Here is a 15,946-nt window from a genome sequence, read left to right as displayed (position 1 = left end):
CTTCCTGCACAGAAAGGACGACAAGACGATGACTGAACTGGATCTGCCATTCGACATGGCCGAGTACGGATCGCGATTGTTCCGGACCCGGGCTGCGATGGTGGACAGGGGGCTCGATGCCCTTTTCGTGACCGATCCTTCCAACCAGGCGTGGCTGACCGGCTATGACGGCTGGTCTTTCTACGTCCATCAGGGCGTGATCGTCCTGCCGCATGCCGATCCGATCTGGTGGGGGCGCAACCAGGACACCCAGGGCGCCCTTCGCACCGTCTGGATGGCGCCCGACCGGGTGGCCGGCTATGCCGACGGCTTCGTCCAATCTCCCGATCGCCACCCGATGCAGGATCTGGCGGGATTGCTGGGAGATCTGGGCCTGTCGATCGCGCATATCGGGGTCGAGATGGACAACTACTATTTTTCGGCCAAGGCGATGGATACCCTGCGGGAATCGGTGCCGCAGGTGCGCTGGGTCGATGCCACCGGGCTGGTGAACTGGCGGCGGGCGGTGAAATCCGAGGCCGAGATAGGATTCATGCGCAAGGCGGCGCGAATCTCCGAGAAGATCGTCGACGGCCTGGTTGAGCGTGTCGAGCCGGGAGTGCCGAAGAACGAGATCGTTGCCGAGATCTATCGCGACGCGGTGCGCGGCGTCGATGGTGCCTGGGGCGACTATCCGGCGATCGTACCGTTGCTTCCGTCGGGCAGCGATGCGGCCGCACCCCATCTGACCTGGGACGGCCGCCCTTTCGCGACAGGCGAGGCGACCTTCTTCGAAATCTCCGGCTGCTTCCGGCGCTATCACGCCCCGTTCTGCCGCACCCTGTTCCTGGGGGAGCCGCCCGAGTTCCTGCGCCGCGCCGAGGCGGCGCTGATCGAAGGGCTCGAAGCGGGATTGGACGCGGCCCGCCCCGGCAATCGGGCCTGCGATATCGCGAATGCGCTCGCCGTGCCGCTCGAACGGGCGGGCATCGAACGGGGCGCGCGCTGTGGCTATCCCATCGGGCTGAGCTATCCCCCGGATTGGGGTGAGCGGACGATCTCGCTGCGCAGCGAGGATGAAACCGTGCTCAAGCCCGGAATGACCTTTCATTTCATGCCGGGCCTCTGGATGCATGACTGGGGACTGGAGATCACCGAGAGCATTCTGATCCGCGAGAGCGGTCCGGCGGAAACCTTTTGCGACCGCCCACGCCAGCTGTTCGTGAAGACATGACGGCCCGGCTGGACGAAACCGTCGACCTGCTGGCGCGGCTGATCGGCTATCCCACGGTCTCGGCCGACAGTAATATCGCGATGATCGGCGAGTTGGGATATCGGCTCGAGGACAGCGGCGCGCGCGTGACGCTGTTCGAGAGCCCGGATGGGACAAAGGCCAACCTTTTTGCCACGCTTGGGCCGGATGCCCCCGGTGGCATCGTGCTTTCAGGTCATACTGACGTGGTGCCTGTCGCCGATCAGGATTGGAGCAGCGATCCGTTCATGCTGTACGAGGAAGACGGCCGCCTGCACGGGCGCGGCGCCTGCGACATGAAGGGCTTCATCGCCGCCGCGACGATCATGGCGCAGGAGTTCGGCGCGCGGGACCTGCGCCGTCCGGTGCATTTTTGCTTCACCTATGACGAGGAGGTCGGCTGCCTCGGGGCGCGCAACCTGGTGCCCGAACTGCAACGCCGCGGCGTTCGGCCGTCCATGGCGATCATCGGCGAACCGACAGACATGCGCGTGATCGAAGGCCACAAGGGATGCTGCGAATACACCGTCCGGTTCTCCGGGCTGGAGGGGCATGGTTCGGCCCCCGAGCGCGGTGTGAACGCGGTGGAATACGCCGCGCGATACGTTTCTGAGTTGCTGTCGCTGCGCGGCGAACTGATGCTGCGCGCGCCCGGAAACAGCCGGTTCGAGCCCCCCTGGACCACGCTCAACGTCGGGCGGATACAGGGCGGGGTGGCGCACAACGTGATCGCCGGAAAGGCCGAAGTTGATTGGGAGATGCGACCGGTACAGGACGGCGATTCCGATTTCGTGAAGGCGCGGCTCGACCGACTGGTATCGCAGGAACTTCTACCGATGATGCAGGCGATCCACCCCGACTCCGACATCGTGACAGAAGTCGTCGGCGAGGTCGCGGGCCTTGAAGTCATGCCCGAGAACGCGGCGCGCAATCTGGTCGGTGCGCTGCTCGGATCGAATGCCGCCGACGTGGTGCCCTTCGGTACCGAGGCGGGACTTTTCCAGAAGATGGGGATGTCGGTGGTCGTCTGCGGACCGGGATCGATCGACCAGGCGCATAAACCCGACGAATTCGTGAGCCTGTCGCAAATGAGCACCTGCCTCGACATGCTGGCGGGGCTGGCGCGGTCGCCAGCCTTGCTCGCTCAGTCGGGCTAGGTCGCGGAGAGCCGGGAACCGTTCCGGGTGACCTCTCCGCTTTGGGTGTGGGACGTTCGTGTTCTCCTCCTGGCCCTGTGGGCCAGGGATTCTCTTGTGGTAAATGGCTTAGGACGCGGCCTTCAGCAGGTCGCGTTCCTTCAATTCCGCATGGCACTCGTCCAGCGCCTTGGTCGCGCGGGCGATCAGCGTGTCGATTTCTTCGGGTGTGATGACCAGCGGTGGCGAGATGATCATCCGGTCCCCCACATGGCGCATCACAAGGTTGTTGGCAAAGCAGCGTTCGCGGCAGATCAGTCCAACGGTTCCGGCATCGCTGGCGAATTTCGCACGGCTGTCCTTGTGCGGGGTCAGCGCGAGCGAGCCCATCAATCCGATGATCCGAGCTTCGCCGACCAGGGGGTGATCGCTCAGTGCCTCCCATTTCGCCTTAAGGTGGGGCGCGGCGACATCGCGGACGTGATCGACGACCCGCTCTTCCTCGAGGATGCGCAGGTTCTCGAGCGCGACGGCGGCGGCGACAGGGTGACCGGAATAGGTATAGCCATGGTTGAATTCACCGCTGCCGATCACGGCTGCGACCTCGTCACTGACGATCGACCCACCGATCGGCTGATAGCCCGAGCTCAAACCCTTGGCGATGGTCATGATATCAGGACGGAGTCCCATCGTGATGCTGCCGAACCATGTGCCGGTGCGCCCGAACCCGCAAATCACCTCGTCGGCGATCAGCAGGATCTCGTACTTGTCGCAGATACGCTGGATCTCGGGCCAGTATGTTTCCGGCGGAATGATCACGCCACCCGCCCCCTGCACCGGTTCGGCGATGAAGGCCGCGACGCGGTCTTCGCCCAACTCGAGGATCGCCTCTTCCAGCTCCCGAGCGCGGGCCAGTCCGAACTCCTCGGGTGTCATGTCGCCGCCTTCGGCATACCAATGCGGCTGGTTGATGTGGTGGATATCGGGGATCGGCATGCCGCCCTGGGCGTGCATGTAGGTCATGCCGCCGAGGCTGCCGCTTCCGACCGAAGACCCGTGATAGGCGTTCTTGCGGCTGATGATGACCGACTTGGTCGGCTTGCCCTTCATCGCCCAGTAGGTGCGGACCATGCGGATGTTGGTATCGTTGGCCTCCGATCCCGATCCAGCGAAGAACACGTGGTTCAGGTCGCCCGGCGCCAGTTCAGCCAGCTTGTTGGCCAGTGCAATCGCGGGCACATGCGTGGTCTGAAAGAAGGTGTTGTAATACGGCAGTTCCCGCATCTGGCGCGCCGCCACCTCGGCCAGTTCTTCGCGGCCATAGCCGATGTTGACGCACCACAGACCGGCCATCGCGTCAAGGATCTGGTTGCCCTCGCTGTCGGTCAGGGTCACGCCCTTGGCGCGCGTGATGACGCGTGCTCCCTTGGCGTTCAGTTCGTCGCCGTTGGTGAAGGGATGCATGTGATGCGCGGCATCCAGAGCCTGAAGCTCTGCGGTGGGCATGTGATTGGTGATCGCGGACATGGCGGAACCTCCGTATTGCGGGTTCCCGACAGAATATGATCAAATTTCGGAGTGTCAATCGAATCAGTTCTGCGCGGCCAGAACCGCGGAAATCTGATCCATGCCCTGTTCGATATCCAGCAGCACCGCCGCAGTCGCCGCCGCAACATTGCGCGCGCGCAGGGCGGTCAGTAGATCCTTGTGCCGGTCAGGTAGGCTCTCGGTGCCGAAACGACCGCAAACCACCCGCAGGGACGGCCCGAACCTGAGCCAGAGCCGGTCCGTGATCTCGGCGAGGATCGGCGCATCGGCTTGGGCGTAAAGCGTAGCGTGGAACTGGTAGTTGCGTTCCAGGTATCGTCCAACGTTGCCCGATGAGATGGCGGCGTCGAGCTCTTGGTCGATCAGGTCGAGCGTATCGATCAGGGCGTCTGTGATACGGTTGACCGCACGTTCGCAAAGCTGATACTCGATTGATTTTCTGACATAAACAATCTGTTCGACATCGGACTTTGACAGCTGCGGCACGCTCACGCGGCGGTTGCCCTGGAACACCAGCGCCCCGTCCGAGATCAGCCGCCTGATCGCCTCCCGTACGGGCGTCATCCCTGCGTTCAATTCGGCAGTCAGTCCCTGGATCGTGACCGCCTGACCGGGCGCCATCTCGCCAAACAGGATCTGCGCGCGCAATTGCCGATAGACCTGTTCATGCGCGGGCGCCGAGGGGCTGGCTCCGGTGCTTCTTTTGGCGGCGTTTTCGACCTTGACCAACCGTCAATCTCCCCTTCGTCCGCAGATCGCTTGCGTCGTCTCCATCGGCATGGAAACATATCTTGGATTGCCAAAGAAGGCAAAACTTGATCAAATATGATCAGCCGATAGCATAATCGGCGAACACAGGGGAGATACTCATGAAGACTAACGCGCTGACACTCACAGCGATTCTGGCCATCGGCGGCACGGCGGCGATGGCCGATGAAGTGCGCGTCTACAACTGGTCCGACTACATCGACGAAGACTTGCTGACCAAGTTCGAAGAAGAGACCGGCATCGACCTGATCTATGACGTGTTCGACAGCAACGAGGTTCTGGAAACCAAGATGCTGGCGGGCGGTTCGGGCTATGACGTCGTGGTGCCGTCCGGCACCTTCCTGCAGCGCCAGATCACTGCAGGCGCGTTCCAGAAGCTCGACCCCGAAATGCTGCCAAACCTCGACAACATGTGGGACGTGGTCGAAACCCGCACCGAGCAGTACGACCCGGACAACGCCTATTCGATCAACTACATGTGGGGCACCACCGGCATCGGTGTGAATGTCGGCAAGGTGCGCGAAGCGCTGGGTGAGGATGCGCCGATCACCAGTTGGGATCTGGTGTTCAAACCCGAGAACATCGAAAAACTAGCCGAATGCGGCGTGCACTTTCTTGATGCACCCGCCGAGATGATCCCCGCGGCGCTGAACTATATCGGCGAGGACCCGGACAGCCACGACCCGGACGTGATCGCCAAGACAGAAGACCTGTTCATGTCGATTCGTCCGCACATTCAGAAGTTCCACAGCTCGGAATACATCAACGCGCTGGCCAATGGAGATATCTGCGTGGCCGTCGGCTGGTCCGGCGACATCCTGCAGGCCCGTGACCGCGCCGCCGAAGCCGACAACGGCGTCGAGATCGTCTATCACGCGCCCAAGGAAGGTGCGCAGATGTGGTTCGACCAGATGGCCATTCCGGTCGACGCGCCGAACCCGAAGGCGGCCCATGCGTTCCTGAACTTCATCATGGATGCCGAGAACATGGCGGCCGCGTCCAACTACGTCTACTACGCGAACGGTAACAAGGCCTCGCAGGAGTACCTCGTGGAGGACGTTATCGGCGATCCGGCCATCTATCCGGATGACGAGACGCTCGAGAAGCTGTTCACCACCACGCCCTATCCGGCCAAGGTGCAGCGCGTGGTGACGCGCCTCTGGACCAAGATCAAGTCCGGAACCTGATCCAGTCCTGACGAGGCGGACCTGCCGGTCCGCCTCTTTTTTCTTGCGGCAGAGTGGGGGCCACCGTGCAGACAGTCGAATTCGCGCCTTGGAACGATCCGGACGAGAAACCGCTGATCCGGTTTCAGAACGTAACCAAGCGCTTCGGAGAATTCACCGCCATCGACGACCTGTCGCTGGAGATCTACGAACGGGAATTCTTTGCGCTGCTCGGCCCATCCGGGTGCGGCAAGACCACGATGATGCGGATGCTTGGCGGGTTCGAAAAGCCGACAGAAGGTCGGATCGAATTGGCCGGCAAGGATATCGGCCCGGTTCCGCCGAACAAGCGCGCGGTCAACATGATGTTCCAATCCTATGCGCTGTTTCCGCATCTTTCGATCTGGGACAACATCGCCTTCGGCTTGCGCCGCGACAAGAAACCCAAGGACCAGGTGGCCGCACGGGTGGAGGAGATGCTCAAGCTGACGCGGCTCGAGAAATTCGCCCGTCGCAAGCCGCACCAGATCTCTGGTGGTCAGCGTCAGCGGGTCGCGCTCGCCCGGTCGCTCGCGAAGGCGCCGAAACTGCTGTTGCTGGATGAACCGCTCGGGGCGCTCGACAAGAAGCTGCGCCAGGATACCCAGTTCGAACTGATGGATATCCAGGAGAAGACCGGGACGACCTTCGTGATCGTTACCCATGATCAGGAAGAGGCGATGACCGTCGCCAGCCGGGTCGCGGTGATGGACGAAGGCCGTCTGATACAGGTGGCAACGCCCGACAGGATCTATGAAAACCCCAACTGCGTCTATGTCGCCGATTTCATCGGTGACGTGAACATCATCGAGGGCCGCGCCACCGCGACCGGCCCCGAGACATATCGCATAGACTGGGCCGATGGCCACGCGCCGCTGACGGCGACCTCGGCCGCCCCGTTCAGCGACGGACAGGCCTGTCACCTCGCCATCCGGCCCGAAAAGGTGACGATCGCCATCGACAAGCCAGCCGACGCTGACAACGCAGTACAAGGCAAGGTGCTCGACATCGCCTATCTCGGCAACCTGTCGACCTATCACGTCGAACTGCCTGGCGGCGTCATCATCAAGGCCCAGACTGCCAACACGCGGCGGATCTCGCGGCGCAACATCACATGGGAAGACCCGGTCTGGCTGTCCTGGACCGCCACCGCCGGCGTCATGCTGGCCGAGTGATGCGCCGTTTCGCTCTCATAGCAGTGCCCTATGTCTGGTTGCTGCTTCTGTTTCTAATTCCGTTCGTCATCGTTCTGAAGATTTCCCTCTCGGACACGGCGCTGGCGATCCCGCCCTATACGCCGACGTTCGATTGGTCCGACATCGGGGCCTTCTTCCGCGAGCTGGATTTCGAGAATTTCGTCTGGCTCACGCAGGACGACCTCTACTGGAAAGCCTATCTCAGCAGCCTGCAGATCGCGCTGCTTTCCACCGCTTTCACGCTGCTGATCGGCTACCCCATCGCCTACGGCATGGCCCGTGCGCCCGAGGAATGGCGCCCGACCCTGATGATGCTGGTGATCCTGCCGTTCTGGACCAGCTTTCTGATCCGGGTCTATGCCTGGATGGGCATTCTCAGCAACGAGGGTTTCCTGAACCAGTTCCTGCTCTGGACCGGGCTGATCAGCGAACCGCTGACGATCCTCAACACCAATATCGCGGTGTATATCGGGATCGTCTACACGTACCTGCCCTTCATGATCCTGCCGATCTATGCGGCACTCGACCGGATGGACGGGTCGCTGATCGAGGCGGCTGAGGACCTCGGCTGTTCGCGCCTGCTGGCTTTTTGGTTGGTGACCATTCCGCTCAGCCGGAACGGCATGATCGCCGGGTGTTTCCTCGTCTTCATTCCCGCGCTCGGCGAATTCGTCATCCCGTCGCTTCTGGGTGGGTCGGGCACGCTGATGATCGGCAAGGTGCTGTGGGAGGAGTTCTTCTCCAACCGTGACTGGCCTGTAGCGTCTGCTGTCGCCGTGGTTCTGTTGCTGATCCTGGTGATCCCGATCGTGCTGTTCCAGCGCAACCAGCAGAAACAGGCGGAGGCAGAGCAATGATGCGTCTGAGCTGGTTCAACGTGGTGTCGCTGACCTTCGGCTTCGCCTTTCTCTACATCCCGATGATCATCCTGGTGATCTTCAGCTTCAACGAGAGCAAGCTGGTCACCGTCTGGGCCGGGTTCTCGACGCAGTGGTACGGCGAGCTGTTCCGGAACGAGGCGTTTCTCAACGCGGCCTGGGTCACGCTGAAGGTCGCGGTCTTTTCCTCGACGCTGGCGACCGTGCTCGGGACAATGGCCGCCTACGTGCTGGTGCGCGGCGGGCGTTTCATGGGGCGGACGCTGTTTTCCGGCATGATCTATGCGCCATTGGTCATGCCCGAAGTCATCACGGGTCTCTCGCTGTTGCTGCTCTTCATCGGCATTGGACTTGACCGGGGAGTTCTGACGGTCGTTCTGGCGCATACGACCTTTTCGATGTGCTATGTCTCCGTCGTCGTCTCGTCGCGGCTCGTCACCTTCGATCGTTCGCTGGAGGAGGCCGCGCTCGATCTCGGCTGCTCACCGATGGACGCGTTCCGCCTCGTGACCCTGCCGATCATCGCACCTGCCGTGATCTCCGGCTGGTTGCTCGCATTCACACTGTCCTTGGACGATCTCGTGATCGCCTCCTTCACGACCGGGCCATCGGCCACCACCCTGCCGATCAAGATCTTCTCAGCCGTGCGGCTCGGGGTCAGCCCCGAGATCAACGCGCTTTCAACGATCATGATCGGGATCGTGACCGTCGGCGTGATCACCGCGTCGCTAATTTCGAAACAGAACCTTGTGCGTCAGCGCAAGGAGGAACAGCTCGCCGTTCGCGCTCAATGAAGCGGATCTTTTCGGACTTCGCCTATGGGGCGGGCCCGCGGCAGGGCTGCTGGTGGGATGAAACCATCGACACGCCCGACTGGCCTGTCCTGCAGGAAGCGATACGGGCCGATGTGGCGATCATCGGCGCCGGGTTCACCGGGGTGTCGGCAGCCCTGCATTTGGCCGAGGCCGGCCTTGATGTCGTGGTTCTGGAAGCCGAGACACCCGGCTGGGGCGCATCGGGGCGCAATGGCGGGTTCTGCTGTCTCGGCGGGGCCAAGATCGATGATGAAACACTGCGCCGGACCTATGGGCTGGAACAGGCGCGCGCCTATCGCCACGCTGAAATCGAGGCGGTCGGACTTGTGGCCGACCTGATCGACCGTCTGGAGATCGAGGCCGACACCCATTCCCGTGGCGAGACGCAACTCGCGCATCGTCCTTCGGACATGGACAGGTTTCGCAAGGAAGCCGATGCCCTCGCCAGGGAAACGGGTCAGGCACCCGGACTGATCGAGAAATCCGAGCTTGCGGCGCATGGGCTGAACGGTCCGTTTCACGGCGCCTTGACGACTCCGGTCGGCTTTGGACTCAACCCGCGGAAATACCTTTTCGGTCTTGCGGCGGCGGCGCAGGCGGCGGGCGCGCGCCTGTTCCGCGACAGCCGCGTCGAGCGTCTCGAGCAGAGTGCGAAGGGCTTCACGCTCACGACGCCGCAAGGCCGTTTGCGCGCCGAAAAGGTGCTGATCGCAACCAACGGATACTCCAGCGACGACATGCCCGACTGGCTCTCCGGGCGCTACCTGCCGAGCCAGTCCAACGTGCTGGTCACGCGTCCTCTGACGGAGGACGAGATCGCCGCCCAAGGTTGGAGCAGCGATCAGATGGCCTATGACACGCGCAACCTGCTGCACTATTTCCGGCTGATGCCCGATCGGCGATTCCTGTTCGGCATGCGGGGCGGGCTGATGGCCTCGCCTGACGCGGAACGGCGCGCACGCCGCCGCACACGGCAGGACTTCGAACGGATGTTCCCGGCCTGGCGCGATGTTCCGTCGCCGCATCAATGGTCGGGGATGGTCTGCCTGGCGCGCAACAGGGTGCCGTTCGTCGGTCCGGTACCCGGCCTGACAGGCGCCTTCGCGGGGCTTGCCTATCATGGCAACGGTGTCGCAATGGGAAGCTATTCCGGCAAGCTTCTGTCCGAACTGGCCCTGTCGCGCAGGCTCGAACTTCCCTATCCGGATCTCATGTCGTCGCCGATGGGTCGGTTTCCGATGGGCCGCCTGCGCCGCCTGATCATGCCGGCGGCGTATCTCTACTTCTGGCTCAAGGATCTCTGATCCAGAAGCGTCCGATCAGTTCGGCGGTGGGATCTTGCCCAGAGCCACCTGCATCCGGGCCGAGTTGCAGAAGCAGCGCTTGGCGTATTCGACCTTGCGAACCGAGTCGTCGTTGTACCCGACCGCTTGTCCGCAATCCTCGCGCGCGGCACCAGCCATCTGGAACGCCGCGCCGTTGCCGCCGGTTGCCGTGAGCGTCTGATACTCACGCGCAGCTTCCTGCAGCCGGGCCGCGAGGTCGGTCTGCAAGGCGTTGCCGATGTCGTCCGCGGCAAGGGGAACCTGCCGATAGCTGCGACAGGCGGCGAGGATGTCGTCGAGAGTGACCGTCACACGGCGGTTCTGGCGTTCTGGCGTCGTCACGGCGACCAGCAGTTCATTTTCTCCACGGCTGCGGATCGTGCCGATCCGGTCCACGGGAACGCCCGCAGCTTCGAGCGCCAGCGCGACGCGCTGCGCCCGGCGCAAACCAAGCCCGTCATTGTAGCCTGCGGACCCGACCGCGTCGGTATAGCCGACCACGACCGTGGGGCGGTAGCTGGGGTTGGCCTTCAACTGCTCGGCGATACGCGCGACTTCCGCCTGTGCGGTCGCGTCGAGCCGATCTGAATCGAAATCGAAATTCACCGTTCCCAATGTCTGGGCCGAAGCTGCGAGCGGGACCAGCAACAGGAGCAAGAGGGTGGCGATTGTCGCGCAAGATGACCGAAACACGTCAGCCTCCGATTTATTCTCGTCTTGAGTACCTTGCCACCGCCGTGGCCGGAAAGACAAGGCTTAGACAAGGGCTCAGCCAGCGATTGAAACGGTTGGGCAACTTTCCCCGCAAAACGCGCTCGTGCCATTGACACCCGTTGCCGGGCTCACGAAGAATGACGCGAAACGACGCGTGACACTCTTGGAGCGAACTATTGCGACACTTTGGCCTCAGGTGGGTGACGGCCCTTGCATGCCTGTTTCCGATTGGCGGCGCGCAGGCGCTCACGGTGCAGGACGCGATCTACTACATCCTTGAGACAAATCCGGAAATCCAGGCGGCCGAGGCCAACAAGCAGGCCATCGAGTTCGAGCTGGAACAGGCTCGCAGCCTGCGTGCGCCCCGCGTGATCCTGGAAGGGTGGGCAGGGGCCAGCCGCAACCTTGGAACGGCCACGCCGGACCTGTCGTCGGCACGCAGCACGATCGACGGCTACGAGCTGTCGGCGCGGGTCTCGCAGATGCTGTTCGATGGCTACCAGACCCGCTCCGAGATCGAGCGCCAGGCCTATCGCATAGATGCCGCCGCCTACCGCGTGCTCGAGCGGTCCGAGGTGCTGTCATTGGAGGCGGTGCGGCTCTATTCCGACGTTCTCCGCGGCCAGGCGCTGCTGGCGTTGGCGCGGAGCAACGCCGACTACCACAGCAAGATGCTGGATCGGATTCGCAACGGGTTCGATACACAGGTGGTCGGGCTGGGTGATCTGCAGCAAGCCGAAGAACGGCTTGTGGTGGCGCGAGACACGGTGCTCGATTTCGAGTACAATCTCGAGGATTCCAAGCTGCTCTTTCTGGCGACCGTTGGTGTCGAACCCACGGGGCTCGACCGTGTGCCGGTATTGGGCAGCGCGGTTCCGGCCACGATCGATGCGGCGGTCGCCACGGCACGGGCCCGCAGCCCGACGATCATGTTCGCCCAATCCGATGTCGGTTCCGCCGAAGCGCTGGCGCGCAGTGTCGATGCCAACCAGCTCCCGACCCTGCATCTCGAGGCGGATGGCCGCATCGGTGAAAATGTGGGCGGGTTCGAGGGCGACCGCAGGGACGCGCGGGTCGGCCTGATGCTGCGCTATGAATTCCAGGGCAAGATGAAGCGCGCGGAACGTCAGGAGCAGGCACGGCGAGTGAACGAGAGCCGCGCTCACTTGCTGCACCGGACCCGGCTGGTCGAACATGAAGTCCGCCAGAGCTGGGCCACCCTGCAATCCGCGCAGCGCCGGCTCACCACCATTCGGGCGCAGGCCGAGCTCTCGCGCCGGCTGCTGGACAGCTATGAACGCGAATTCGAAGTTGGCCAGCGGTCGCTTCTCGACCTTCTGAACACGCAGAACGCGCTGTTTCAGGCCGAGGCCAACCTGATCAACGCCCAGTCGCTCGAGACCTACGTCAAGTATCGGCTGCTGGCGTCCGCCGGTGTCCTGCTGCCGACACTGGGGATCGAGCCGCCCGAAGATGCCCGCGCCTATGCCCGCGACCAATTGGGTGCGCCACCGCTGGACAGCCTCGGTGACGAGAGCCAGTTCGACGCAGGCAGCTTTCGGGACTGGCGCAGATCAGTCCGGTGAGCCGTCCCGCTCCGGATAGTGAACCTGGCGCTGCGGACGCGCCCCGTGCCAAGCCCCGCCTTCTGCGGGCCAAGGCGTCGAACGACTGGCAACTGGCGAACGCCCCGCGCGATCCTTTGGCCGCATCGCTTTCGCTGGCGTTGCAGCAAACCGGGCGCGACATCGGCACCGACACCCTGCTGGCCGGTCTTCCCCTGCCGGCAGATGGCCGCCTGACCCCGGAACTCGCCGTCAAGGCAGCACAAATGCAGGGCGTCCGCGCCCATCTGTCCCGTCAGGCGCTGTACGATCTGCCCGAAGCTGCACTGCCGGCGCTGCTGTTTCTGAACGGGCGCGATGCCTGTGTTCTGCTGTCGCGCGATGACACAAGTGCAAGGCTGCTATGGCCGGAGCGATCGGACCAGCCACTGGATGTGCCGCTTGAAACCTTGCGCGACAGCTACGCCGGACACGCCCTGATCCTGCGGGCCGAGGCCACTGTCGAGGCGCAGCCAGACGATGTTTCCGCCCTGCGCCATTGGTACTGGAGCATCGCCAGCCGCTTCTGGCCGGACTACCTGCAGGTCATGCTGGCCTCGGTCGCCGTGAACCTCCTTGCCTTGGCCACGCCGATTTTCACGATGAATGTCTATGACAGGGTTTTTCCGACGGCCGCCATCGTCACGCTGTGGTCGCTGGTGGCGGGAGTCGCCCTTGCGCTCGTGTTCGACACGGCGCTCAAGTGGTTGCGGGCGAACGTCATCGACGCGGTCAGCCGCCGGGTCGATCAGGCCGTTTCCTCCGAGATCTTCCGCCATGTTTCGGACTTGCGTCTGGATTCCGAGATGCAGACGACCGGCGCATTGGTCAACACGCTCAAGGATTACGAACAGGTTCGCGACTTCTTTTCCTCGCAGACTCTCGCGACCCTGACCGATCTCTGTTTCAGCGTCCTGTTCATTGCGGTCATCGCTTATCTGGGTGGCCCACTGGCCTGGCCGCCGGCGATCGCACTGGCGGTGGTCCTGTTCATGGGGGTGCTGATCCTCGGACCGTTGCGGCGCGCGTCCGTCAGCGACCGGCAGATGACGGGCGTCAAGAACGCGGTGGCGGTCGAGGCGCTGTCCGATCTCGAAACGCTAAAGGCCGTGGCCGGTCAGGGCCGCATGCAGGCCCGGTGGGAACGACAGGTCGCCGAAACCGCGCGGGTGCAGGATCGCAGCCGTAAGCTTGCCACCTTCGCCACCACCGCGACGGCGCTGGCACAGCAATTGTCGTCGGTGGGGATCGTTGTCATCGGGGTTTATCTTGCGCTCGAGGGACGTATCACGATGGGCGCGGTGATCGCGGCGATGATCCTGTCGGGGCGCGCCATGGCACCAACGGCGGCCCTGGCGGGCCTGTTCGTGCGTGCGAGCTTTGCCATGTCGACCCTGCGCAGCCTGAACACCCTCATGGCGCAGGCCTCCGACAAGGCGCGACCGGGTCAGGGCTTGAATGCCAGGCTGTCAGAGGGCGCGGTTCGTTTTGAGGCTGTCTCGCTGACCTATCCAGGCGCGCAGCAGCCCAGCCTGTCCGAGGCCAGTTTCGACATCCCCGGCGGTGCTCGCGTCGGTGTGATCGGGCCGGTCGGTGCCGGCAAGACCAGCCTCGTGCGTCTGATCGGCGGGCTGTGGGCACCCTCATCCGGGTTGGTGCTGCTTGACGGTCTGAACGCCGGGCAACTCAGCCCCGCCAACCTGCGCCGCGACGTGCAGTTCGTTCCGCAGGAGGCGGTGCTGTTTTCCGGCACTCTGGCCGAGAACATTGCCTTCGGCGCGCCGCAAGCGACGGTCGAGGACGTTCTGCGTGTCGCGCGACTGACCGGCGTTGATCGGCTCGCAGCGGCCCATCCCAATGGCTTTTCGATGCCGATCAGCGAACGCGGGCGCAACCTGTCGGGCGGGCAGCGGCAAATGGTGGCCTTGGCGCGCGCACTTCTGCCGGAACCGCGGATCCTGGTGCTGGACGAGCCGACCTCGGCGATGGACACGCGCTCGGAGCGGCAATTCGTGCAACGGCTGGCACGTGTCCTGGCCGAACGTCCGATGACGTTGATCGTTTCGACACATCGCAAGGGTCTGCTGGACCTCGTCGACCGGGTGATGCTGGTCGAGGGCGGGCGCGTGACGCGAGACGGTCCGCGGTCCGAGGTGATGACAGCGCTCGCGACCCCGAACGAAGGAACCAAACCATGAGCGCGCAGGATTGGGAATTGCGCGATTTCGTCTCGGGCCGCGAGGCGGCTGGATTGCGGCGCAGCGGGACGGGAACCACCCTGTTCCTGCTGCTGATCGTCCTGCTGATCTTCGTCGCCGTGATCTGGGCCGCACAGGCCCGTATCGAGGAGATCGCCCGCGCGGACGGGCGCGTCGTGCCCTCCGGACAGGCGCGCACCGTGGAAAGCCTGGAAGGCGGTATCATTCGCGAGATCCTCGTGCGGGAGGGCGATGCTGTCGACGCCGGGCAGGTGCTGGCGCGGATCGACGATACCGGATCTGCCGCCAGTCTCGGAGAATTGCGGGCCCAGGAGCAAGCGTTGCAGGCCCGCAGCCTGCGCTTGGAAGCCGAGATGGAAGGGCGCGACACGGTGGACTTCACCGCCGTCGGCATCGACGCGACCAGCCCTCTGGCGTTGCGGGAAACCGCGATCTTCGACAGCCGCGTCGCGTCCTATTTCGGCCAGCGCGCGGTGCTCGAGGCACAGGCCCGCCAGCGCCAGCTCGAGATCAATGAACTTGATACCGGGATCGAACGCATTGCAGAAGGTCTCGTGCTGCTGGAAGAGGAAATCGCCTTGAAGAGCGACAGCGGTGTGATCCCGCGCGCCCAGATCCTGCCGTTGGAACGCGAGCTGTCCACCAAGCGGCAGGAGCAGGATTCACTGATCGGGCGGCGTGACCGGGCCCGCGCGGCTCTGACCGAGGCCGAAGCCCGCCTCACCGAAGCGGAATTGCAGCGTCGCGCCGAAATCAGCGTCGAACGCTCGGACACGCTCAACCAGCTCAGCATCATCGCCGAAAGCCTAAAGGGGGCGTCGGACGTGGTGTCGCGGACCGCGCTGCGGGCGCCGGTGAACGGCGTCGTTTCGATGCTGAATGTCCACACGGTCGGCGCGGTGATCTCGCCCGGCGAAGAGGTTCTGCGGATCGTGCCGCTGGATGACCGCCTGCAGGTCGAGGCGCGCGTGCGGCCCGAGGACGTGGCCTTCATCCGTCCGGATCTGCCGGCATCCGTGAAGTTGACCTCGTTCGATTTTACCGTTTACGGCGCGCTGGACGGGCGCGTGGTGCGGATCGGCGCCGACGCCGAGCAGGACGAGGCGACCGGTCAGATCTATTTCCCGATCATCGTGGAGACCGAGACCAACAGCCTGACCCACGGCGGCGAGGTGCACGAGATTCGCCCCGGTATGGTCGCATCGGTGGATATCCGCACCGGCGAACGCACGGTGCTGGACTATCTGCTCAAACCCTTCCGCAAGGCGCGGCTGGAGGCGATGCGCGAGCGCTGAACGCTCGCACGC

13 protein-coding genes are annotated in these 15,946 nt (G+C 63.7%); 10 read left to right on the top strand and 3 right to left on the bottom strand.

The features are described 5' to 3' along the window. Positions 1-28: 28 nt before the first annotated feature. Complete coding sequence (locus tag JF290_RS11140) at positions 29-1,213, top strand: M24 family metallopeptidase (protein WP_199024960.1); 1,185 nt, start codon at positions 29-31, stop codon at positions 1,211-1,213. Beyond that, positions 1,210-2,388: an acetylornithine deacetylase gene (gene argE, locus JF290_RS11135; RefSeq protein WP_199024959.1), complete on the top strand. Its 1,179-nt coding sequence runs from the start codon at positions 1,210-1,212 to the stop codon at positions 2,386-2,388. The genes JF290_RS11140 and argE overlap by 4 nt, the downstream gene beginning before the upstream one ends. Positions 2,389-2,496: 108 nt before the next feature. On the opposite strand, the gene JF290_RS11130 is transcribed toward argE, so the two are convergent. Together JF290_RS11130 and JF290_RS11125 are read right to left on the bottom strand one after the other, a co-directional pair. Further along, positions 2,497-3,894: an aspartate aminotransferase family protein gene (locus JF290_RS11130; protein ID WP_199024958.1), complete on the bottom strand. Its 1,398-nt coding sequence runs from the start codon at positions 3,892-3,894 to the stop codon at positions 2,497-2,499. 63 nt (positions 3,895-3,957) lie between these two features. After that, entirely contained in the window at positions 3,958-4,644 is a 687-nt protein-coding gene (locus JF290_RS11125; protein WP_199024957.1) for a GntR family transcriptional regulator, read from the bottom strand. A gap of 140 nt (positions 4,645-4,784) precedes the next feature. Here JF290_RS11125 and JF290_RS11120 point away from each other — a divergent pair, with 140 nt between their 5' ends. The 5 genes from JF290_RS11120 (at position 4,785) to JF290_RS11100 (ending at position 10,081) form a co-directional block, all read left to right on the top strand. Then, positions 4,785-5,870 carry a polyamine ABC transporter substrate-binding protein gene (locus JF290_RS11120; RefSeq protein ID WP_199024956.1) on the top strand — a complete coding sequence of 362 codons (1,086 nt, stop codon included), beginning with the start codon at positions 4,785-4,787 and terminating at the stop codon, positions 5,868-5,870. A 65-nt stretch (positions 5,871-5,935) separates the two neighbouring features. Continuing rightward, entirely contained in the window at positions 5,936-7,063 is a 1,128-nt protein-coding gene (locus tag JF290_RS11115; protein ID WP_199024955.1) for an ABC transporter ATP-binding protein, read from the top strand. Then, a complete protein-coding gene (locus tag JF290_RS11110; RefSeq protein WP_199024954.1) occupies positions 7,063-7,941 on the top strand; it encodes an ABC transporter permease subunit in 879 nt (292 codons plus the stop codon). The genes JF290_RS11115 and JF290_RS11110 overlap by 1 nt, the downstream gene beginning before the upstream one ends. Then, a complete protein-coding gene (locus tag JF290_RS11105) occupies positions 7,938-8,756 on the top strand; it encodes an ABC transporter permease (protein ID WP_199024953.1) in 819 nt (272 codons plus the stop codon). Before JF290_RS11110 ends, JF290_RS11105 begins: the two co-directional genes overlap by 4 nt. After that, complete coding sequence (locus tag JF290_RS11100; protein ID WP_199024952.1) at positions 8,753-10,081, top strand: NAD(P)/FAD-dependent oxidoreductase; 1,329 nt, start codon at positions 8,753-8,755, stop codon at positions 10,079-10,081. The genes JF290_RS11105 and JF290_RS11100 overlap by 4 nt, the downstream gene beginning before the upstream one ends. A gap of 15 nt (positions 10,082-10,096) precedes the next feature. Here the strand turns inward: JF290_RS11100 and JF290_RS11095 are convergent, their stop codons facing one another. Beyond that, positions 10,097-10,759, bottom strand: coding sequence for an OmpA family protein (locus JF290_RS11095; protein ID WP_233155286.1), 663 nt, complete (start codon positions 10,757-10,759; stop codon positions 10,097-10,099). A 257-nt stretch (positions 10,760-11,016) separates the two neighbouring features. Between JF290_RS11095 and JF290_RS11090 the strand changes: the two genes are divergently transcribed. Genes JF290_RS11090 through JF290_RS11080 form a run of 3 tightly spaced genes read left to right on the top strand, consistent with a single transcriptional unit; the run spans position 11,017 to position 15,934 of the window. Next, positions 11,017-12,402: a TolC family protein gene (locus JF290_RS11090; RefSeq protein WP_199024951.1), complete on the top strand. Its 1,386-nt coding sequence runs from the start codon at positions 11,017-11,019 to the stop codon at positions 12,400-12,402. Further along, the gene (locus JF290_RS11085; protein ID WP_328701240.1) at positions 12,399-14,618 is read left to right on the top strand and encodes a type I secretion system permease/ATPase; all 2,220 of its coding nucleotides are present in this window, start codon (positions 12,399-12,401) and stop codon (positions 14,616-14,618) included. Before JF290_RS11090 ends, JF290_RS11085 begins: the two co-directional genes overlap by 4 nt. Next, on the top strand, positions 14,615-15,934 hold the full coding sequence (locus JF290_RS11080) for an HlyD family type I secretion periplasmic adaptor subunit (protein WP_199024950.1): 1,320 nt from the start codon (positions 14,615-14,617) through the stop codon (positions 15,932-15,934). The genes JF290_RS11085 and JF290_RS11080 overlap by 4 nt, the downstream gene beginning before the upstream one ends. Positions 15,935-15,946: the final 12 nt, after the last annotated feature.

Source organism: Sedimentitalea arenosa (assembly GCF_016428585.1).
In the GTDB taxonomy this organism is placed as follows: domain Bacteria; phylum Pseudomonadota; class Alphaproteobacteria; order Rhodobacterales; family Rhodobacteraceae; genus Sedimentitalea; species Sedimentitalea arenosa.
The sequence above is the reverse complement of the archived record's forward strand: the minus strand, read 5'-3'. Positions and strand labels throughout refer to the sequence as shown.